The organism is Halomonas qinghailakensis, assembly GCF_025820815.1.
Lineage (GTDB): Bacteria > Pseudomonadota > Gammaproteobacteria > Pseudomonadales > Halomonadaceae > Vreelandella > Vreelandella qaidamensis.
Map to the genome: position 1 here is coordinate 3,459,966 of NZ_CP096973.1, position 21,082 is coordinate 3,481,047.

The window sequence follows — 21,082 nt, forward strand, 5'->3', positions numbered from 1 at the left end:
ATGTTACAACTGTTAGATACGATAAGTAGCGCCGTGGTTAGTGGGTTAATTGCAGCGCTAATGGTGCCTGTTAACCTTCTGCCAGACAGTATTTCCGATGCGTTTCAGTATGCTTTTATGCAGCGAGCGTTGCTGACATCGATGATGGTGGGCGCTATCTGCGGCATGCTCTCCTGTTATGTGGTGCTGAAACGTTGGTCGCTACTGGGTGATGCGATTTCCCATGCGGTGCTGCCTGGTGTCGCCATCGCTTATTTGGTCGGGCTGCCTTTTTTTATCGGTGCTTTCGTCACCGGCGCGCTTACCTCGTTAGGGATAGGCGCAATTGAACGCCATACGCGAATCAAGTCAGATGCGGCCATGGGCATTATGTTTACCGGAGCCTTTGCGCTTGGCATTGTACTGATCAGTAAAATTGCCTCCAGTACCCATTTAATGCACATCTTGTTTGGCAATGTGCTGGGTGTTCAGCAGTCGGCATTATTACTTACCTTGGCTGCCAGCCTTGTTGCTTTATTAGTCGTTTGGCTCGCTTTCAGGCCGTTAATGCTTTATGCATTTGATCCAACCCAGGCACAGGCGCTTGGTTTTAATACAGGTATCATCCATTACGGGCTGATCCTATTACTAACGCTGACTATTGTGGCTAGCTTGGAAACCGTTGGTATCATCCTGGTGGTGGCGATGCTGATTACCCCAGGAGCCACTGCCCATCTGTTAACCGATCGTTTTAAAACAATGCTGTTAATTTCTGTAGCAGTGGGCGTTGGCTCGGCTGTGGTTGGGCTCTGGCTTTCCTATGCACTAGATGTAGCTTCCGGTGGCACGATTGTCTTAGTCGCGACGGGTTGCTTTTTTCTAGCACTGTTGTTTTCACCTAGGCATGGTGTACTTATGCGCCTATGGCGACATCGCAAGATTGGTCATCTTAATGACTAGCCATCCAACCCAAGACCATTTTATGGTAATCCACGATACCTAATACTTCCTGGTTCGCATCTACAACGGGCGCTAGGGATAAACCAAATTGATCAAAAAGCCGTGCGCAGTAGCGAACGTTCATTTCCGGACGGACGCTAACAACAGGTTTACTCATAATTTCATAGAGATTGATGCGTTCTGCCGGGCGGTTAGGCGCAAGTACTTTCTTGGCGATATCAGAAGGTAAAACAATGCCTAACTCGTCATGCTCAGTTCTCCTATTGATAATGATGACGCTAGCCCTGTGCTGGCGCATTAATGTAATGCCATCTGCAACCGTTAGGAATCCATCTGTTATTACATAGTCAGAGTGCATGACATCGCGGACAGTGCGCTCAGCCGTCGTTGGCTTGATGTTCGACATCTTAAACTCCTTAGCCCAGAGGCTGGTTTAGCGTTTCTGAAAGAGATTTAATTTGATGTTTGACACCTAGGGCATCTTCTACATCGAGCTGAAACGCAATGCCTGTACCAGAGGTTTCGTCGAACTCACCCACGTTAGCGATGGCTTGGAGAATATGTCGGCTGATATGTTCTTCTGCTAAAAAAAGCAACACGTCACGTTGGGCGGTAATTTCCATACCAAAAATGCCCCGTGCTTTTTTAAGACCTTCGCCCCGTGCGTTGTTGATTACCGTTGCGCCAGTAGCACCAGCATCGCGAGCAGCCTGAAGGATATCGTCGCTTAGTTCATCCTCAACTAACGCTACAATCAGTTTAAAGCGCATTCTTATCTCCTTTAATAGACGACGGAGCTTTGCTGTAAGAGAGGTTGTCTGTGGTTTGCTTGCGTTTATCTTTCCACTGAGCAATTTGTGCATATCCCATTACTGTAATAATGGGGAATAAACAAGCGAGCGCAATCATGCCAAAACCATCCATTAATGCACTGCGCCCAGGTATCGATGACGCCAGCCCCAAACCTAATGCAGCGATTATGGGTACCGTAATCGTCGAAGTAGTAACACCACCGGAGTCAAAGGCAAGAGGAATAATGGATTTTGGTGAGCGCAGGGTTTGAAGGATGACTAAACAGTACGCTGCAAAAACAAACCATTGGAGTGGCCAACCCATCACAATGCGCCATGCGCCAAGGGTAATACCAAAAGCCATGCCCAACGCCACTGCTAGCCGCAGCATAAATGGGTTTATAGTACCGCCTGAAATTTCGCCAGCTTTAATGGATACCGCAATCAGCGATGGTTCTGCAATAGTAGTGCTCGCACCAATCGCAAAAGCAAATATATAAACCCAATAATAGTCGCTCCAGTGCCGCTGAGCACCCTCTGCAACGGTGGGTAAAAAGTCATAATTGGTTAATTGGGTGGCCATTAATTCCCCCATAGGGAATAGCGCTTGTTCAAGCCCCACAAGAAACAGCGACAGCCCGACCCAAACCATGAAAAAGCCAATCAATACTTGAGATAAATGTTTAACGCGTTTGCGGATCACAATGAACTGAAAACCAAAAATAATAGCTGCAATGGGCAAAATATCGCGCAAGGTGTCCCAGAAAATAGTGATTAAGTTCATCATGAGCTCCCAGCGACTACATTAAGACCAAATATGCCGAACAGTAATACAAAAATGATGGGCATGACGGATGCAAATGCAATAAGCCCGAAGCCATCAAGCATTGGATTTCGTCCTTTTATAGTCGAGGCTAAGCCTACTCCTAGCGCCGTGACGAGCGGAACAGTAATAGTTGATGTGGTAACGCCGCCGGAATCATAGGCAATACCAATCAACTCACTAGGTGCCACAAGTGTTAGTAATAAGACAATGATATAGCCGCCAATAATCATCAGATGTAGCGGCCAGCCTTTGAAAATTCTTAATACACCGACAACCACGGCGGTACCTACTGAAACGGCCACTACCATGCGTAGGGTAAAAGCAAAAGAAGTCTGAGCTTCGCTGGTATTCGCAATTAACCCACTTTCTGATACCACTTCACCTGCGCGAGCAGCAACAGCGATAAGCGCCGGTTCAGCGACGGTTGAGCCAAAGCCAAGGGCAAAGGCAAATAGCAGCAGCCAAGCAACAGATCCTTTTTGCACAAATGCACGTGCTAAATTTTCGCCTAGCGGGAAAAGCCCTAGCTCCAGCCCTTTAATAAATAATGTTAGCCCCATGACAACGAACACGAGTCCAAGCACTAAATCTAACAGAGCGAGTGAATCAGGTAGTGGTTGGCGTATGACGACAATTTGGAAAAAGCCCATGACCAGTACAACAGGTAATAGGTCTCTGAGGCTATCTTTAAGCTGATGTGCAAGCGACGTAACGATATTCATTGAGCGTTTATTTTCACCGGGGCGTTTACGTGATTATTATGCGCGGATTGGCATCTAGTGAACGTGCCTTTAAGCGGAAAGTATAAAGTAAAAAAGAGATATCAGCGTGATGCAGCTCAGGGTTTTGAACGTTTCAGCATAGTCGGCTGCCAAACAGTAGTAGTGAGCTATCCAGCGAATGCCAGCCCCACCAAGCGAGAGCAGTTCCACCCAGCAAGAGGGCTGTAATTACCACAAATACGGCCAATGTTGACAGTGGCTTCATGAGGCCACCTGGGGAGCCGTTGCGTTGCGTGCCAACGGTTTCTCGCTGATAAACCAGTGCAAACCAGCGGCGACCAGTGAAAGTACAATGGCAATTTTCCAGACAGTGTCATAATGGCCAGTGATATCATAGAGATAGCCGCCGAGCCAGACGCCCATAAAAGAGCCTAGCTGGTGAAATAAGAACACAATACCGCCCAGCATAGATAAATGGCGAACACCAAATACTGATGCCACAATGCCATTGGTTAAAGGAACAGTTGAAAGCCACAGTAGGCCCATGGCGATACCAAATATATAGGCGCTGGTAGCTGACAGCGGCAGCATAATAAACACAGCAATGACCACGCCACGAATCAGATATAACCAGCTGAGCAGGCGTGGCTTCGACCAAATTCCCCCCATCCACCCCGCTGTGTAGGTGCCCAGGATATTAAACAACCCCACTAAGGCTAACACTGTGGTACCCACTTGAATGGCCAGCCCATTATCAAATAGGTACCCAGGCAGATGAACCGCGATAAAGACTACTTGAAAGCCGCACACGAAAAAACCTAGGCACAACAGCCAAAAGCCTTTTTGTCCCGCCGCTTCGTTGAGCGCATCGCGTAGGCTTAAGTCGCCCAGCGCGTTAGGGCTTGGGCGGTCTTTGAGCATTGCCCCCAGGGGAACCATCAGCGCGGCAATAACCCCCATGGCCAGTAATGCCGCTGACCAGCCAAGCCATTCAATTAGTCCTAATGTACCGGGTAGCATCGCAAACTGACCAAAAGAGCCAGCAGCACTCACAATACCCATCGCCATGCTACGTTTTTCAGGCGCTACCGCACGACCGACTGCTCCCAAAATCACTGAAAATGTTGTTCCAGAAAGGCCCAGCCCAATCAGTAACCCAGCGCTTAACGTCATGCCAAGCGCGCTGGTGGAAAGGCTCATAAAGCACAGTCCAGCGACATACAAAACGGCCCCAACCACAATAATTTTGGCCGCTCCAAAACGGTCGGCCAGTGCGCCGGTGAATGGCTGCGACAGGCCCCATACAAGGTTCTGAAGCGCGAGCGCAAAGGCAAATACACCCCGACCCCAGCCGAAGTCGCTGCTCATCGGTTCAAGGAAAAGCCCAAAGCCATGGCGAAGCCCCATGGCCGTGGAAATAACCAAGCTTGCCAGCAGTATCAGAAGTAAGGCGTTTTGTCGTGCGATAGCCATATAAGGTCTCGTTATTGTTCAGGCTAATAAATGCTTAACTCATTACTTAACTATCGCATGTGGTGCGTTTTTTTAGAAGCTGCCAAACAGCGTGCCTAGAGTGATGACGCTAACGAGTGCGGCAATAGGCAGCAAAATCGTTACCATTGCCAAATTACCGTAAGACTGGCGGTGGGTTAAGCCACAAATAGCCAAAAGTGTAATCACTGCGCCAGAGTGAGGCAGCGTATCCATACCGCCCGCGGCGAGTGTTGCTACCCGGTGCATGAGCTCTGGACTAATTCCCGCTTGCTCCGCCATCGCGAGGTATTCGCTGCCAAGTGTTTGCAACGCAATGGAAAGGCCGCCTGATGAAGAGCCCGTAATCCCAGCGAGCACACTCATAGCCATGGCTTCGGATATTAACGGATTTCCTGGGGAAACATTCAGCACGGCATCGCGAATAATGGCGAAGCCTGCCAGAGTTGCAATAACCGCTCCATACCCAACTTCAGAAGCAGTATTGAAAATTGGCAGAAGCGAGCCTAAGCACCCCTGGTTAACCGTGGCTTTCAAATCCTGCCAGTAACGCCAGCGAGTAATAATCAACCAAGCAGAAGCGCTGAGCAGGGCAATTAATACAGCCCAGAGCCCGGTTTGCCTGCTGGGCGTCACGTTCTCGAAGTTGTCGCTGATAAAGCTAAGGTCCATCGCTGGAAAGATGCCGTAAGTAAACAGGGCGTTAAGACCAATCACCATGACCAGTGGAATCAATGCAATAGCCAGTGGCATGGTAGGTGCTGAGTTAGTCGCGGTGTCAGCTGTAGTTGTGTCAGTTGTGTCAGTTGCTTCCCGCTCTGTATGGGTGCCATAGCCTTCGCCACACGCTGCCGCTTTTTTAACGCGTGATTGCAGATAGAGAATGCCCAAACCTAGCATGATCAGCCCCGCAATCACCCCTAATCCCGGCGCTGCGAAGCTGTTGGTACCAAAGTAAGGGATAGGAATGGCATTTTGGATAGAAGGTGTGCCGGGTAAGGCAGTCATAGTAAACGTGAATGATCCCAGCGCAATAGAGGCGGGTATTAAGCGCTTTGGCACATTCGCTTGGCGAAATAACTCACGGCTGATGGGATAAATCGCGAAGGCAACGACAAAGAGCGATACGCCGCCATAGGTCAGCACTGCACAGGCAATAACGACGGTCAGTACCACGTGATGGGTGCCGAGCCGATTAACGATGCCATTTGAGATTGACTGCGCTGCTCCCGAGTCAGCCATTAATTGGCCAAACAGCGCTCCTAATAGAAATAACGGAAAGAACTGAATGACGTAATTTCCCAGTGCCTTCATGAATGTATCGGTATAGACCGGTAGTAGAAATGCCACATCGCCGGATAACAGCACTGCAAGAGAGGCCATAAGTGGCGCTAACAGCAGTACAGAGATGCCGCGGTAGGCGAAAAACATCAGTAGCAGTAAAGAAATAATAATCGCTAGCATGCCCATACAGGCTCCCAAGATATGGTTACAAATGATGTGGTTAGCCACAGGGTTAAACGACAAGACACGCAGTTAGAAAACGTCACTGAGAAACGCAGCTAAAAAAGACGTATCGTTAAATTAGCAGTGTCGGTAATAAGTTGAGGGCGGCATACTAGGTAGTATGTTGCACAGCAGCAAGGGTGCTTTTACTAAAGTCGTAGGCCTGTGTCACAAAGGCTCCACGTTTATTAGTGACTCTTCTCGTTAAGACCTGAAAGCAAGCGTTATTCAATAAAGCCTTTTACGACATTAACGATGGCTTGATTTTCTTATTATCAACTTCTTAGGAGGCCAACGGTGTCAAATCCTTTTTCTATGCAAGGCAAGGTCGGTATTGTTGCGGGTGTTGCCAATCAAGACAGTATTGCGTTCGGCTGTGCTCAGGCGCTGCATCATGCTGGTGCTGAATGCCTAGTCACTTACGCTTCTCCCCGTGCTGAAAAGTTCGTGACACCACTGGCAGTTGATATGGGGGAGCCGGAATTAATACTGTGTGATGTGCAGCATGATGATCAGCTTGAGGCCCTGTTTGAACGGGCCAGAGCGCGCTGGGGCCGACTAGATTTTGTTGTTCACTCGATTGCCTATGCGCCCCTTGACGACTTGCATGGACGGGTAGTGGACTGCTCAAAAGAGGGGTTTTTACTCGCTATGGATATTTCCTGCCACTCCTTTATTCGCATGGCTAAGCATGCCGAACCGTTGATGAAAGAGGGAGGGAGCCTGTTCAACATGACCTACTACGGGGCCGAAAAGGTGGTTGATAACTACAACTTAATGGGCCCCGTAAAAGCCGCGCTTGAATCTGCCACGCGCTATATGGCTGCTGAGCTTGGCCCCCAGGGCATCCGTGTGCATGCAGTATCGCCAGGTGCTATTCGTACACGGGCAGCGTCTGGGCTTAAAGCGTTTGATGAACTAGCTCATGATGGCGAAATGCGCTCGCCACTACGCCGGCTTGCTAGCGTGCAAGATGTTGGCAATGCAGTGGTTTATTTAGCCTCTGACGCTGGCGCTTCACTGACGGGGTTGACTCACTACGTTGATGCAGGCCATCACCTTCGTTTTTAACATATGGTGGGCTAAGCAAACGGCCTAGCTTAAGGAAGCGTTCAAAAGGAGTAACTCGATGTCGGTCAATGACGTAAATGATCTAATTGAAAACCGCACTTATGACGAAATAAGCGTTGGTGATGAAGCCCATTTGGAAAAACGCCTGACCATGGAGGACATCAAGTTATTTGCTGTGATGTCAGGGGATGTTAATCCGTCACACGTCGATAGCGACTTCGCCAAAAGCAGCCGTTTTCAGGAAGTGATTGCCCACGGTATGTGGGGTGGGGCGTTGATCTCTACCGTATTGGGTACCCAGCTGCCTGGGCCGGGTACGGTCTATCTTGGCCAGACGCTGAAGTTTAAGGCGCCAGTAAGGCTCGGCGATGTACTGCGGGTATCCGTGCGGGCTACTGAAAAAGACGACCAGCGTCACCGAATTACCTTCGCCTGTCGCTGTGAAAATCAACGAGGCGATACGGTCATCGAAGGAGAAGCTAGTGTCTTAGCGCCGGTTAAAAAAATTAGTCGTCCTCGCGCGCTGCTGCCAAAAGTACGCTTAACTGAGCGTGGCAGGTTACATGAAATCTTAACGGCTGCTGATCGTCCAGAACCGATGCCCACCGCAGTCGTTCACCCAGTGGATCAAAGCGCCATTTGCGGAGCGGTTGAGTCAGCGGCACAAGGGTTAATCATTCCCGTACTGGTTGGGCCCAAAGGGAAAATACAGCTTGCGGCTGAAAAAGCTCAGGTTGATATCAGCGCCTTTGAGCTGGTGGATGTACCCCATAGCCACGCCGCAGCCGAGCAGGCAGTAGCATTAGCCCGCCAGGGGCGCGTAGGTGCGTTGATGAAAGGCGCACTGCACACTGATGAGCTTTTACGTGAAGTACTTAAGCGTGACACGGGGTTGCGCACCGAACGGTGTCTGAGTCATGTGATGGCCTTTGATGTACCAACTTACCCAAGACCGCTGTTAATCACCGATGCGGCGATTAATATTTATCCTAAGTTGGCGGAAAAGCGCGATATTGTTCAAAACGCCATTGAGTTGGCTCATGCGCTGGGTAATGACAATCCTCTTGTGGCGATTCTTTCTGCTGTCGAGACCGTTAATCCTAAAATCACCTCCACGATTGATGCGGCGGCACTGTGTAAGATGGCAGAGCGTGGTCAGATAACCGGTGGCACCTTAGATGGTCCGCTAGCGTTTGATAATGCCGTTTCAGAAGCAGCGGCAAGAACTAAAGGTATCGTTTCGCCAGTCGCTGGGCGTGCCGATATTCTCTTAGCGCCAGATCTTGAAGCAGCCAATATGTTAATGAAGCAGCTTACCCACTTAGCGGATGCAACGGGCGCAGGCGTTGTTGTCGGTGCTAGAGTGCCGATTATGCTAACAAGCCGTGCAGACGACGCGTTGACGCGTATGGCGTCCAGTGCGTTAGCGTTACTGCTGGCTGATCATCAGCGTCGTTGTGGCATGCTTGGTAGGACTTCAGGAGCTTAATAATGCAAGAAATATTGGTGCTAAATAGCGGCTCTTCTAGCGTTAAGTTTGCCCTTTATCATGTTGGAACTGCTTATTATGCGATGGATGAAGACGCTACTGGCACACCCAAAGAAGCGTTGACGCTTAGCTACAGTGGTCATTTTTCGGGTTTGGCTACGTCTCAGTGCCGTGTGTCGTTGGTACATAAAAAGGTCGGACAACAACCGCATCACTATGAGCTGCAAGCGCTGCAGGCGATGGGACTAACGCCTGCAACGAATCATGAAGAAGCCATTACAAAACTTATGGTGTGGCTTGACCAACGTGACGATAAAGGCACGCTGATCGCTATAGGGCATCGCGTTGTTCATGGAGGCCAAACCTACCACGAAGCGGTTAGGTTAAGCGCTAATGATGTAGCTGAGTTGGAGAAGTTTTCAAGCCTAGCGCCGTTGCATCAGCCCCATGGTCTTGCCCCTATTAAGCTATTAATGGAACAAGTACCCGATGTGCCACAGATCGCATGTTTCGATACTGCGTTTCATGCTCGCCAACCTTGGGTGGCTCGGCAATTTGCGCTGCCGCGTGAGCTTACCGCCAAGGGGCTAATTCGCTACGGCTTCCATGGGCTTTCCTATGATTATATTCAGCGCACTTTGCCGAATGTTTTGCCTAAAAATGCACCTCGTTCGCGTGTGATCGTTGCGCACTTGGGTAATGGTGCCAGTCTTTGCGCTATCCGTGATGGCGTCAGTATCGCTTCAACTATGGGCTTTACCGCACTTGATGGTCTGCCGATGGGCACACGTTCCGGGACGTTGGATCCTGGGTTGGTGCTGCACTTAATTGGTCAGGAAAAAATGAGTGTCGAGGAAGTGTCGTCACTCTTATATAAGCAATCAGGCCTGTTGGGTGTTTCAGGTATCAGTAGTGATATGCGCGAGTTACTTGCAAGTGATGCTCCCGAGGCTGAAGAAGCTGTTGAGCTTTATTGCTATCGAGCCGCGCGGGAAATTGCCAGCTTAGCCGGGGCGCTTGGTGGGCTTGACCAATTAGTGTTTACGGCGGGGATTGGCGAACATGCCGCCGCTGTGCGTGCGCGTATTGTGGCGCAGTGTGAGTGGCTTGACATGCAGCTTGATGAGCAGGCGAATCATCATAATGCTATTTGTATTTCTGCAGCGGACAGTGGTGTCGGTGTTTGGGTGATACCAACGGATGAAGAGCGCGTGATTGCCATTGATTGCCTAACGCTTCTTAACAAAGCAGATTAACCAGCCAGTCCCCTGGTGTCAGAGGCGACACGTGCGACGTTAGACATTGTGATTGTTGCTATTTCTATAGTGATTACCGCTACCGAGAAACCACTGATCTGATAGAATCCCCAGCTTTTGTAAGCTCACTCACTTATCTTACTGGGAATTTTCATGAACGCGGTAATTCTTGCTGTGCTAGTCATGGTGGCACTTTCGCTTGCTCGGGTATCCGTGGTATTTGCGCTTGTTGTTGGTGCGTTAGTAGGGGGATTAGTTGGCGGTTTATCACTGGATGAAACGCTTAGTGCTTTCAATGATGGTGTTGGTGGAGGCGCGCAAGTAGCCCTTGCTTATGCCACTCTTGGAGCCTTTGCGGTGGCTATTTCCCGTTCGGGGCTTCCCGATATGCTGGCAAATCGGCTAATTACGATGCTGGGGAAAGAAGCCACCGCAGCACATCAAGCGCGAGTAAAAGTGTTTTTGCTTGTTGCTGTACTCTTGGTGGCTATTTCATCGCAAAATGCCATTCCTGTGCATATTGCGTTTATCCCCGTACTGATACCACCGCTATTAGTGGTGATGAATCGCCTTCAGCTTGATCGGCGCGCCGTGGCTTGTGCGCTCACCTTTGGGTTAACTGCCCCCTATATGCTACTACCAGTAGGATTCGGCGCGATCTTTCTAAATGATATTCTGCTGGCGAATTTAAATAGCGCTGGCGAGTCGCTAGGCTTGGAAATTACCCGGGGCATGGTGCCCATGGCAATGGCTATTCCGGTAGGTGGGATGGCGATTGGCTTACTCGTAGCACTTTTTTTCAGCTACCGTGGACAGCGCGAATACACCAGTAAAGACCTTGTGGCGACGAATGCTCACCAAGGCCACACGCCTGCAAAGCCTCATACATTTGGGCTTGTGATGTCGGGTGTGGCGATTGTAGCCGCACTAGGGCTGCAGCTTTATACCGGTTCTATGATTGTGGGTGGGCTAGTGGGGATTGGCTTGCTGTCGCTGGGCGGTATTTTTAAGTGGCGTGAAGCGGATGATCTCTTTACCAGCGGTATGCGCATGATGGCATTGATCGGCTTTATTATGATTTCAGCAGCTGGTTTTGCAGAAGTCATGAAGGCGACAGGGGCCATTGACTCGCTAGTGGCAGGTGCGTTTGAACTGTTTGGTGATAACCGCGGTTTGGCGGCGCTCGTGATGCTGCTAGTGGGCTTGTTTATTACCCTAGGAATTGGCTCATCGTTTTCGACCATTCCTATTATCGCGGCGATTTTTGTTCCATTATCGGTACAGTTTGGCTTCTCGCCGATGGCAACGGTAGTGCTAGTAGGTACTGCAGCCGCACTGGGCGACGCTGGCTCGCCAGCGTCTGATTCTACGCTGGGGCCCACGTCTGGGTTAAATGTGGACGGCCAGCATGATCATATGTGGGACAGCGTGGTGCCTACCTTTTTGCATTACAACGTACCGCTGATTGCATTTGGGTGGCTGGCAGCAATGTCGCTGTAGGCGCTTTTTCACAGTTTTCTTACAGACCAACAGAAGGGCAGCTATGAGCTGCCCTTCTTTACGTTAAAACTGTAACTACTGCTTAGGTAAATGCGTTTCAAAAGCGCTGAGCAGGCCACGAAGTAAGGAGAGTTCCTTACGGCTGGGCTGTGCGCGAGCAAACAGCGCCTGAAGCTGCTCTTCCGTGCGAGCATGAGGCTGAGTTAGAAAGCCACTTTGCTGCATTAAACGTCCAAGGTGGTCTTGAAAGTGTAAAAACTGCTCGCGGCTAGGTAGCGTAGCTTCAATCGGGCGTTGATAAATGAAGGCGCTATCGTCGCGCCTACGCCAAGCGCGGTGCACTTCATAGGCTAAAATCTGCACGGCCTGTGAGAGATTTAAAATACCGTATTCAGGGTTGGCTGGGATACTTACCTGGTGTGTGCAGCAGCGTATCTCATCGTTAGTGAGGCCTGAACGCTCGCGTCCGAACACCAGCGCAACCGGCGCTTGTGTGGCGTTCTCAATCACTTGCTGCGCCATGTCATCGGGTTCATCAAAATGCGGGAGCGGCAGGCTGCGGAGCCTTGCACTCGCGCCCACCACTTGTACGCAATCACTAACTGCCTCTTCAAGGCTGCTTACACAACGGGCATGTTCAAGCACATCCGTTGCACCTGCGGCCATGCGAGTTGCTTCGTCATCAGGAAACGCCCGGGGATTAACCAAGATGAGCTCAGATAAGCCCATGGTTTTCATTGCGCGAGCGGTAGCGCCAATGTTGCCTGGGTGGAAGGTTTGCACTAGTACGATGCGAATATTGGAGAGCACGGTAATGAAGACCTACAAGCTGCCGGATAAAGGCGCTGATGGTAGCATGCTTTTAACTATCGTCAGAGGCAGGAAGGTGGGGCGTCTTTAAATAAAAGAACCCCGCACATGGCGGGGTTCTTAGCGACGTTAAACGTCAGAGCGATAGGCTCAGGGGTGGATTACATCATTCCACCCATACCACCCATTCCGCCCATGCCACCCATGTCTGGAGCGGCGTCTTTCTCTTCAGGGTCGTCAGCGATCATGCACTCTGTGGTGATCATCAGACCAGCAACGGAACCAGCGGACTGCAGGGCAGTACGGGTTACTTTAGCCGGGTCGAGAACGCCCATTTCGAACAGGTCACCGTACTCGCCAGTTTGTGCGTTGTAGCCGAAGTTGCCTTCGCCATCTTTTACGCGGTTGATAACAACAGCGGCTTCTTCGCCGGCGTTGGTAACAATCTGGCGCAGCGGAGACTGCATAGCGCGCAGCGCCATGTTGATGCCATGGTTCTGGTCTTCGTTGTCGCCAGTCAGGCCTTGTACTTTAGCCATGACGCGAACCAGTGCAGTACCACCACCAGGTACAACGCCTTCTTCTACTGCAGCGCGAGTTGAGTGCAGAGCATCTTCAACGCGAGCTTTCTTCTCTTTCATTTCTACTTCGGTAGCCGCACCGACGCGGATAACCGCAACGCCGCCTGCCAGTTTGGCAACGCGCTCTTGCAGCTTCTCTTTGTCGTAATCAGAAGAGGTCTCTTCGATTTGCGCACGAATCTGATTAACACGAGCTTCGATGTCGTTTTCTACACCCGCGCCATCGATGATGGTGGTGTTTTCTTTAGACATCGTCATGCGCTTAGCGGTACCCAGGTGATCTAGGTTCGCTTGTTCAAGCGTTAGGCCGACTTCTTCAGAAATCACAGTACCGTTGGTCAGGATAGCGATATCCTGCAGCATTGCTTTACGACGGTCGCCGAAGCCAGGTGCCTTAGCAGCAGCCACTTTGACGATGCCGCGCATGTTGTTTACAACCAAGGTTGCCAGCGCTTCGCCTTCGATGTCTTCAGCGATAATCGCGAGCGGTTTGCCTTGCTTAGCAACAGCTTCCAGCACCGGTAGTAGTTCACGGATGTTGGAGATTTTCTTGTCGACGAGCAGGATGTAGGGGTCTTCCAGCTCGACGGCCATGGTGTCTTGATTGGTGACAAAGTAGGGCGATAGGTAGCCGCGATCAAACTGCATACCTTCTACTACTTCTAGCTCATCTTCAAAGCCACGGCCTTCATCGACGGTGATAACGCCTTCTTTACCAACTTTTTCCATTGCTTCAGCAATGATTTCGCCGATGCGCTTGTCGCCGTTAGCAGAGATGGTGCCTACCTGAGCAATCGACTTGGTGTCGGTGCATGGAACAGACATTGCCTGAATCTCTTTAACAGCCGCGCTCACCGCTTGATCGATGCCACGCTTAAGATCCATCGGGTTCATGCCCGCAGTCACGCCTTTTAGGCCTTCCGCAACAATCGCTTGAGCCAGAACGGTAGCCGTCGTGGTGCCATCGCCGGCAGCGTCAGAGGTCTTGGAAGCAACTTCCTTAACCATCTGAGCACCCATGTTTTCGAACTTGTCTTTTAGTTCGATCTCTTTAGCAACAGAAACACCATCTTTAGTGACGGTCGGTGCGCCAAAGGACTTGTCCAGTACCACATTCCGACCTTTCGGGCCGAGAGTAACTTTTACTGCGTTAGCCAGAACGTCTACACCACGCGCCATGCGTTTGCGGGCATCATCGGAAAACTTAACTTGCTTAGCTGCCATGTTCGTTATTTCCTAAACAGTGAAATTTAAAAGGAAAAGTGAGTGGTCGAGGCGCTGATTAGCCTTCGACAACCGCCAAAATATCGGCTTCGCTCATGATCAGAACTTCTTCGCCATTGATTTTTTGCTTCTCAACGCCGAAACCGTCTTTGAAAATCACTGTGTCGCCAACTTTTACGTCCAGCGGGCGAACGTCGCCGTTATCTAGAATACGGCCATTACCAGCTGCCAGGATTTCGCCACGGGTGGGTTTTTCCTGGGCATTGCCCGGTAGCACGATGCCGCCAGCGGTTTTCTGCTCTTCTTCCACGCGACGAACAACGACGCGATCGTGCAAAGGACGGATATTCATGCTCACGTTCTCCTGAGTATCGTCTGGGCCCATTAGGGCGGTTAGCTAAATGAGATTTTCGTGGGCAGCAGCCCGCGAAAAGTGAAGGTTAAACACCTTCATGTTAATGGCGAATGCTAAAGCCTTCGCCGAATTTGTATGCTGACTCAAAAGTGGGGGCTGGCGAGAACCTTTCAAGGGGTAAGTGATAAAAAAATGTGGTTTTGTGACATTCTTCTTGAATGAGGCTTCAGCGCCGTCTTGCGGTTTCATCTCGACTAATGAATTCACCTTCAATCGGCCCTTGTTGATCGTTTGATCGTGATGTATTGCCCTGCTCATAGCTTGCCTGCTGCTGGCTACCGGTGCTTTTTAAGCCTAGCCAGGTGAGCACCTTGAACATTAGTTGTCGAGCGTTAGGTAGCAGGCAGGCAATGCCTAGCGCATCGGACAAAAAACCAGGTGCTAATAACAGAGCGCCGCCAAAAATTAGTGCCGCTCCGGTAAATAGTTCTTGAGAAGGAATTTCGCCTACCTGCATACGTTGGCGCGCGCGCGCCAAGGTGGAAACGCCCTCTTTGCGAATTAGGTGCAGCCCAATAAAACCAGTGCCTAGCACCATTAGCAGGGTGGTTAATAAACCGATTTGGCTACCAATTGAAAACAACAGTACAAAATCAACTAACGTAAACAACGATATAAAAAGAAGAAGGGGCATGACAAACTCCATGACAGGCGTAATCGGTGAATATGGTGACAGAAATTGAAAAAACAAGCAGCTTGCCAGTGGGTGGATGCTGTCTTAGCTACTCTCTTAGCTATTCTAAAACTCGATATTTTGCGCTGAAACTTCTATGCTGCAATGCACAATAGAGGCGTTGACGTATCACGATGCTAATTATTATGCATTGGTGCATTTACGAAGTGTTGATCTAAGGAGAATCACATGAACCTGACGAATAAAGTAATTGCCATTACGGGTGGTGCTCGCGGTCTAGGCTTTGCTATAGCGCAGCGTTTAGGTAAGCAGGGCGCACGACTGGCACTTTTGGATATGAGTGCCGAAGCATTGGATGATGCTGTATCAGTGTTGGAATCTCACGATATCCAAGCAAAAGCATTTGTAACGAATGTGGCTGATGAGCAATCTGTACAGCAGGCATTTGCTGACATTGCATCGCGCATGGGTCCGGTTGGCGGTTGTGTCAATAATGCTGGTATCACTGACGACGGTCTCTTGATTAAAGCGAAGGAAGGTGTGGTTGAAAAACGTATGTCGTTAGCATCATGGCAAAAAGTGCTTGATGTGAATTTAACAGGCGTTTTTCTATGTGGACGCGAAGCCGCAACGCAGATGGTAGAAGCTGGGCATCAAGGCGTTATTGTTAATATTTCGAGTATTTCTCGCGCTGGTAATATGGGCCAAAGCAATTATGCAGCCGCCAAAGCGGGTGTGCATGCGTTAACAGTGACTTGGGGTAAAGAACTTGCCCGTTACGGGATTCGTACAGGAACCGTAGCGCCAGGGTTTATTGAAACCGAAATGACCGCTGCCATGCGCCCAGATATGCTAGAAAGAATCGCCTCTAGTGTTCCACTTAAGCAGTTGGGCCATCCCGATAACATCGCACAAAGCGTCGCTTTCATTTTTGAAAACGATTACTTTACCGCGCGAATTATTGAGTGTGATGGTGGGTTGCGGCTTTAATCGGTTAACAGACGGGGCGCTGGTAGCCGTGCCAGTGCCTTGTAGTACGTTTCAATTGATGCAGTCTTAGTAAAGAGTGTTCGCAACTAGAAGTGAAAATAATCCCGCTGTATTTCGCGTTGGAAATACATTTCCACGCGTAGTGTCATTGCCCATCGTGGGTCATAGCTGACCTCGCGTTGAAAATGTAGTTCTGGGATGACATCTGCAAATAGTATCCCTTTATGGATATCTCTGCGGTAGCGAGTTTGCAAATAGTAGTTTGTCATTCGAGGATTAGATAGGCTTTCACCAATGGCAATAGCCGAATAACGCAGCGCGCTACGGCTATTTAAGCGTTGGTTTAACTGCACTATCTCACTGTACTCAAGCGTGTCTTCCTCTTCACGCCATTGCACATTGGTGATAAATCTCAGGTGGCGATTGGTAGACAGCGGACGTCCAATATCCCACTCAGTACGTGCTGAATACCCGGAGTTGTTAAACCAAGATAGTCGATTGAATGATTCGAGCTGCCAGGGGCTATCCTTAAAATCCCACAGACGTTCGCTGGTAAAGCGTACATAGGGATCAAGTGGAAGGCGTAGACGAACGCCTGCGCCAAAGCGATTGCTCCAGTTCTCGCGTTTGTCTCTACTTTCTAACCAATCAAGACCAAAGGTTGATGTTCGGCGATCGCGCTGGTCGTTGTAGAGTCGCCCAGAGCCTTGTTCGGCTAGCGTACCCTGCGATTCTTCTGGATCGCTCTCGATAATTAGGCGAAGGCGATCTTCTGTAGTGGGAAGGTCAATGCGATAACGTACGCTAATATCGCCACTTGTGCCTTCACCTTCCATCCAGTCAATCTCTTGGCCAAGACGAAGGTAAGATCTGTTATCGGCAGAAGAGGATTGGTCGCCGCCAAAAAAAGAGTCAATATTTCGTGAGGTATTATCTACCCAGTTGCCGATGCGTGCTCGAAATGGCTCAACGTGTGTTTCAGCCCATTCAGGTAAGTCGCTGTCGCTATCTTCTTCAGTTTCATAGGTGCCAGTCTCATAGCTCTCAGTTTCATAGCTCTCAGTTTCATAGCTCTGATCCGCGTTGCTATTGGCAGCATAGACGTCTGGAGACAGTGCACAAAGTATGCCTAGACAAACGACCGCGAGCACTGGTTTCATCGAAGAGTTCCTAGAAAAATATTGCCCGAAGATGGCATGTTATTTTGCTTTGTACATTTCAATATCTTTAGCCCATTGTAAGACGCGCTTGCGTTCTTGGCGGCTGGTCATGCGTTTTGTGTCGACCTGCAGCGGGTTGAGTTGGTGCAGTGAGTCGGCAGAAAGGTCTAATTTAAAGTGCCGCGATGCGCCAATCGGCATATCTTCAGAGCCATAGATAGCAATAACACGTATTTCAAGCTGAGGTTTTTGCTGTCTTAATGACTGTTCATCAATATTATAATGGCTGATGAGCTGCTCGACGATTGTGCCAAAGGATTGTATATGGAGATAATCGCCTGATGCTAGGGGACCTTGGTGTGTGCGGTAACGCTCGCTTTCATCGTCAGCGCTTTGTTGTTGATACTCGACTACATCAAGTTCATAGCAGTGCTCATCTGTGTGCAGTACAGCGACTAAATGTTGAATATAAACAGCTTCACTACTCATATTGCTTATTAAGCACAATGCGTCTTTACCTACGCCCTTGCCACGGTTGACAATAATCCTAGGGCGGCGCTGGCGGACATAGCCGTTATAAAGCAGTTGGGCATAAAACACCCATACGAACAGAGTGCAAATGCTGGCGATGGCAGATATTGCTTGGGCATTATCGTTAAGCCATTCCATAGGTTGAGATCCTTCTCAAATCAAAGTGGTATGGATAACTGCTAACGTAGCGCAAAAATGAGTTGAGGTCAGCTAGTCGGGTTATGCAGAGTCTTAAACAAAAAAATTCGGTTAGCTCAAGGCTACCGAATTTTCTTGGAAGTAAGCACCTTGAGTAAGGTAAATACTTTTTAATTGGTGCGGATGGGGAGACTCGAACTCCCACACCTTACGGCACTAGAACCTAAATCTAGCGTGTCTACCAATTCCACCACATCCGCTGAAGACGAGGCGTATATTAACAGCATCCTTGTAAATGTCAACGCTGTGTTATGAAAAATATAAAATTGGCGTGTGAGGGGGGTAGATGATTTTTACGCGGCTAGCGCATTACGCCAGTACTTGGGCCAAGAATGGGTTGCCAGGTTATTGCGCGTTTTGTCTTTCTCCTGAGAGTCGGGCCAGTTGGTGCCAGGAGTGTTTTATGCAGTTGCCATGGAATGATAGTGGCTGCTTTCGCTGTAAAGAGCCCTTGGATGCTGGAGGCGTGGCGTCCGTTCAAGCTGTTTGCGGTCACTGCCGAGAGCAACCGCCAGCATTTACCGCCGCGACGGTGGAGCTGTTATTTGAAGGGCCTATACGAGCGTTAGTTCATGACTTTAAATTCAATGCGTCACCGCGTGCGGGTATGTTGTTAGTAGAGCTGATGATGGCGAATGTACCTAACGAGTTAGGTAGCGCTCTTTTGCCTGTCCCTATGCACACTGTTCGAGCCCGAAAGCGTGGTTTTAATCAGTCTTATTGGTTGGCTACGCAGCTAGGAAGGCAGGTCGAATTGCCCGTTATAAAAGCGGAATGCCTCAAGCAACAGCCTTCTCAGCGTACATTAAATAGGAACGAGCGCATGCACAATTTAATGGGCGCTTTTCGTATTAATGGTCCACTTCCCAAACATCTCACAATTATTGACGATGTTGTGACCACCGGAGCAACTGGCCATGCGCTCGCAAGAGAAGCACTCCGTGCCGGTGCTCAGCGGGTCGATATTTGGGCGGTTGCGCGAACACCGCTGATACATAATTGATAGAATGCAGGCTTTATTGGATAGGAGCGGTTTATGCCACACCCGTTTAGCACGCTTTCTCCCGATTTAGTGATGTCTGCTGCGGAATCGGTAGGCATTTGGCCAGCTGGTGAGCCGTTTGCACTGAACAGCTATGAAAATCGCGTATTGATGTTTCGCGACGAGGACGGTGAGCGTTGGGTCGTGAAATTTTATCGTCCTGGTCGTTGGGCGGATAGCGTTATTCAGGAAGAGCATGATTTTCTTCAAGAGTTGGCTAATGCCGACGTGCCTGTTATCGCGCCCTGGCGAGATCAGTGTGGTGAATCACTCCATACCTATCAGCAGTTTCGCTTCACGCTTTATCCTCAGTGTAGTGGCCAAGCGCCTGAATTAGACAATCCCGCGCATCTTTTTGCACTCGGTAACGTAATAGGGCGGCTGCATGCGGTATCCGCTCGACAGGCATTTCACCACCGGCCAACACTTGATTGGCAAAGCGATATTAATGATGCAGAAGCTCGTGTTATCAAAAGCGAAAGACTAAGCAAGCATCAGCAGCGTGCTTATAGAAATGTCGTTCAAAAAATTCTTGGCCAGTTAGATAACTATCCCCTTGCCCACAACCGGCTGATTCGAACGCATGGCGATTGTCATTTAGGCAATGTGCTAGGAAGAGACGAGGCATTCACCTTAGTAGATTTTGATGATTGTCTTATGGCACCTGCAATACAAGATATTTGGATGCTGCTCCCCGAGGGTGACCCCTCTAGTTGGCGAGCACAGTTAAGTGAAATTGTTGAAGGATATGAGGAAGAACGGGCCTTTCCGCATGACCAGCTTTCATTAATTGAGCCACTAAGGGCTTATCGCCTTATCCGTTATACCGCATGGCTGGTTTCTCGCTGGGAAGACCCTGCCTTTCCGCGTGCTTTTCCATGGCTGGCAGAGCGCGGTTATTGGGACCAGCACATCCGCCAGCTTGAGCAGCAACTATTACAGCTTGAAAGGCCTATTTGGCTAGCATGACAATGGTTAAAGTCATGCAGCCATTGCCTGCTAGTGAAGTGAGGGACTATTCAGGTTGGTTAACAGAGCGTGGGTTTTCAGCGCTCTCATCGGGGTCAGGCTGATCCGATGGGATGGGGTTGGCGACGCCCTCTCCATCCGCTTGTCGCCGAGCCGCGTTAATCTCTGCTGAAGGATTATCTTGCGCGTTTATGTCGATATCTTTGTCTAGCGTAACTACAAACGATTGACCTGGCGATAAGGTGCACGAAGCATCGTCGCAGGCAAGCCCATACTGACCATCTTGCGCATATGCACTTGCACTAAATGACCCTGTGAAAATAGCGCTTTCAGCGTCGTTTGTCTCAATACAGGTTGCGTCTTGTGTCGTGATACGAATTCGTCCATTGGAAAGCTGAGCATTGGCGACGAGCACACAATATTCAGGCAACTCATGGGAAGCACCCTCAGCTTGGGTAGGGTGAAGTAAGATCTCTTCATGGCGCGTTTGGCTGTCGGTAAAAGTAAATTCTTCGGTGACTTCAACGCCGACACTCGCCCCACTGGGTAGGGTTAATGTTTGCTCGGCGGCCAGAGTAGGGGTGGCCAATGCAGTTCCGAGTAGGGCGGTTAAGAAAAATGATGCAGGTTTGAATGACATAAGAAACTCTCAGATGAGCACTACGAATTAAGCTGACTAGTTAGATGAATGATAGCACAGCTTAAATAGTCTCAAAGGGGGGAGCGCGGCACTCTGCCACAGCAGAGTTAGGTGCGTTAAAATAGTGATCTACCGTGTTTTTTATTGTGCAAAAGTTGTTTCAAGTATATTTTTTGTACATTATTGATGCACAGTTCAAGCTATTGAAAGTATCTATATTTTCGCTGGCGATAAAACGCTCTTGTATTTCATGCGTTTATCTAATTGCTGGTACGTACAGTTTTGATGAGGCTACAA

At 49.6% G+C, this 21,082-nt stretch carries 22 protein-coding genes and 1 tRNA gene; 8 read left to right on the forward strand and 15 right to left on the reverse strand.

The window, feature by feature from the left end; all coding sequences use genetic code 11:
- The gene (locus M0220_RS15745; RefSeq protein WP_301583708.1) at positions 1 to 939 is read left to right on the forward strand and encodes a metal ABC transporter permease; all 939 of its coding nucleotides are present in this window, start codon (positions 1 to 3) and stop codon (positions 937 to 939) included.
- Here M0220_RS15745 and M0220_RS15750 read toward each other — a convergent pair.
- From M0220_RS15750 to M0220_RS15780, 7 genes are all read right to left on the reverse strand, one after another.
- The gene (locus M0220_RS15750) at positions 929 to 1,345 is read right to left on the reverse strand and encodes a CBS domain-containing protein (RefSeq protein ID WP_051690165.1); all 417 of its coding nucleotides are present in this window, start codon (positions 1,343 to 1,345) and stop codon (positions 929 to 931) included. The two genes, M0220_RS15745 and M0220_RS15750, sit on opposite strands and share 11 nt — an antisense overlap.
- Positions 1,346 to 1,355: 10 nt before the next feature.
- Complete coding sequence (locus M0220_RS15755) at positions 1,356 to 1,709, reverse strand: P-II family nitrogen regulator (protein ID WP_030072709.1); 354 nt, start codon at positions 1,707 to 1,709, stop codon at positions 1,356 to 1,358.
- Entirely contained in the window at positions 1,699 to 2,514 is an 816-nt protein-coding gene (gene umpB, locus M0220_RS15760; protein ID WP_030072711.1) for a Na,Li,K/H(+) antiporter subunit UmpB, read from the reverse strand. Before umpB ends, M0220_RS15755 begins: the two co-directional genes overlap by 11 nt.
- Positions 2,514 to 3,278: a DUF1538 domain-containing protein gene (locus M0220_RS15765; RefSeq protein WP_264018188.1), complete on the reverse strand. Its 765-nt coding sequence runs from the start codon at positions 3,276 to 3,278 to the stop codon at positions 2,514 to 2,516. The genes umpB and M0220_RS15765 overlap by 1 nt, the downstream gene beginning before the upstream one ends.
- A gap of 133 nt (positions 3,279 to 3,411) precedes the next feature.
- A complete protein-coding gene (locus M0220_RS15770; RefSeq protein WP_264018190.1) occupies positions 3,412 to 3,543 on the reverse strand; it encodes a hypothetical protein in 132 nt (43 codons plus the stop codon).
- Positions 3,540 to 4,751 (reverse strand): MFS transporter, encoded by a 1,212-nt coding sequence (locus M0220_RS15775; protein ID WP_030072715.1) that lies wholly within the window; start codon positions 4,749 to 4,751, stop codon positions 3,540 to 3,542. The genes M0220_RS15770 and M0220_RS15775 overlap by 4 nt, the downstream gene beginning before the upstream one ends.
- A 72-nt stretch (positions 4,752 to 4,823) precedes the next feature.
- A complete protein-coding gene (locus M0220_RS15780; protein WP_264018191.1) occupies positions 4,824 to 6,239 on the reverse strand; it encodes a GntP family permease in 1,416 nt (471 codons plus the stop codon).
- A gap of 333 nt (positions 6,240 to 6,572) precedes the next feature.
- On the opposite strand from M0220_RS15780, the gene fabI reads away from it, so the two are divergent.
- The 4 genes from fabI (at position 6,573) to M0220_RS15800 (ending at position 11,591) form a co-directional block, all read left to right on the forward strand.
- Positions 6,573 to 7,346: an enoyl-ACP reductase FabI gene (fabI, locus tag M0220_RS15785; RefSeq protein WP_264018192.1), complete on the forward strand. Its 774-nt coding sequence runs from the start codon at positions 6,573 to 6,575 to the stop codon at positions 7,344 to 7,346.
- Positions 7,347 to 7,404: 58 nt separating this feature from the next.
- Positions 7,405 to 8,835, forward strand: a complete 1,431-nt coding sequence (locus tag M0220_RS15790; protein WP_030072722.1) for a bifunctional enoyl-CoA hydratase/phosphate acetyltransferase — start codon at positions 7,405 to 7,407, stop codon at positions 8,833 to 8,835.
- A gap of 2 nt (positions 8,836 to 8,837) precedes the next feature.
- Positions 8,838 to 10,091, forward strand: coding sequence for an acetate/propionate family kinase (locus M0220_RS15795; protein ID WP_264018193.1), 1,254 nt, complete (start codon positions 8,838 to 8,840; stop codon positions 10,089 to 10,091).
- A 153-nt stretch (positions 10,092 to 10,244) separates the two neighbouring features.
- Complete coding sequence (locus tag M0220_RS15800; protein ID WP_264018194.1) at positions 10,245 to 11,591, forward strand: Na+/H+ antiporter family protein; 1,347 nt, start codon at positions 10,245 to 10,247, stop codon at positions 11,589 to 11,591.
- Positions 11,592 to 11,666: 75 nt separating this feature from the next.
- Here the strand turns inward: M0220_RS15800 and M0220_RS15805 are convergent, their stop codons facing one another.
- The 4 genes from M0220_RS15805 to M0220_RS15820 form a co-directional block, all read right to left on the reverse strand.
- Entirely contained in the window at positions 11,667 to 12,401 is a 735-nt protein-coding gene (locus M0220_RS15805; protein ID WP_264018195.1) for an RNA methyltransferase, read from the reverse strand.
- A gap of 161 nt (positions 12,402 to 12,562) precedes the next feature.
- Positions 12,563 to 14,206: a chaperonin GroEL gene (gene groL, locus M0220_RS15810; protein ID WP_030072731.1), complete on the reverse strand. Its 1,644-nt coding sequence runs from the start codon at positions 14,204 to 14,206 to the stop codon at positions 12,563 to 12,565.
- 58 nt (positions 14,207 to 14,264) lie between these two features.
- A complete protein-coding gene (locus M0220_RS15815; protein WP_030072732.1) occupies positions 14,265 to 14,558 on the reverse strand; it encodes a co-chaperone GroES in 294 nt (97 codons plus the stop codon).
- Positions 14,559 to 14,787: 229 nt separating this feature from the next.
- On the reverse strand, positions 14,788 to 15,255 hold the full coding sequence (locus M0220_RS15820) for an FxsA family protein (protein WP_264018197.1): 468 nt from the start codon (positions 15,253 to 15,255) through the stop codon (positions 14,788 to 14,790).
- A 228-nt stretch (positions 15,256 to 15,483) separates the two neighbouring features.
- Between M0220_RS15820 and M0220_RS15825 the strand changes: the two genes are divergently transcribed.
- Positions 15,484 to 16,245 carry an SDR family oxidoreductase gene (locus tag M0220_RS15825; protein WP_264018198.1) on the forward strand — a complete coding sequence of 254 codons (762 nt, stop codon included), beginning with the start codon at positions 15,484 to 15,486 and terminating at the stop codon, positions 16,243 to 16,245.
- Between the two features lie 86 nt (positions 16,246 to 16,331).
- On the opposite strand, the gene M0220_RS15830 is transcribed toward M0220_RS15825, so the two are convergent.
- The 3 genes from M0220_RS15830 to M0220_RS15840 form a co-directional block, all read right to left on the reverse strand.
- Positions 16,332 to 17,405 carry a hypothetical protein gene (locus tag M0220_RS15830; RefSeq protein ID WP_264018199.1) on the reverse strand — a complete coding sequence of 358 codons (1,074 nt, stop codon included), beginning with the start codon at positions 17,403 to 17,405 and terminating at the stop codon, positions 16,332 to 16,334.
- A 39-nt stretch (positions 17,406 to 17,444) separates the two neighbouring features.
- Entirely contained in the window at positions 17,445 to 18,074 is a 630-nt protein-coding gene (locus M0220_RS15835) for a hypothetical protein (RefSeq protein WP_264018200.1), read from the reverse strand.
- A gap of 175 nt (positions 18,075 to 18,249) precedes the next feature.
- Positions 18,250 to 18,334 (reverse strand) — tRNA-Leu (locus M0220_RS15840).
- Between the two features lie 203 nt (positions 18,335 to 18,537).
- Between M0220_RS15840 and M0220_RS15845 the strand changes: the two genes are divergently transcribed.
- Entirely contained in the window at positions 18,538 to 19,137 is a 600-nt protein-coding gene (locus tag M0220_RS15845) for a ComF family protein (RefSeq protein WP_264018201.1), read from the forward strand.
- A 33-nt stretch (positions 19,138 to 19,170) separates the two neighbouring features.
- Positions 19,171 to 20,145, forward strand: a complete 975-nt coding sequence (locus M0220_RS15850; protein WP_030072747.1) for a serine/threonine protein kinase — start codon at positions 19,171 to 19,173, stop codon at positions 20,143 to 20,145.
- A gap of 46 nt (positions 20,146 to 20,191) precedes the next feature.
- On the opposite strand, the gene M0220_RS15855 is transcribed toward M0220_RS15850, so the two are convergent.
- A complete protein-coding gene (locus M0220_RS15855; RefSeq protein WP_030072749.1) occupies positions 20,192 to 20,785 on the reverse strand; it encodes a hypothetical protein in 594 nt (197 codons plus the stop codon).
- Positions 20,786 to 21,082: the final 297 nt, after the last annotated feature.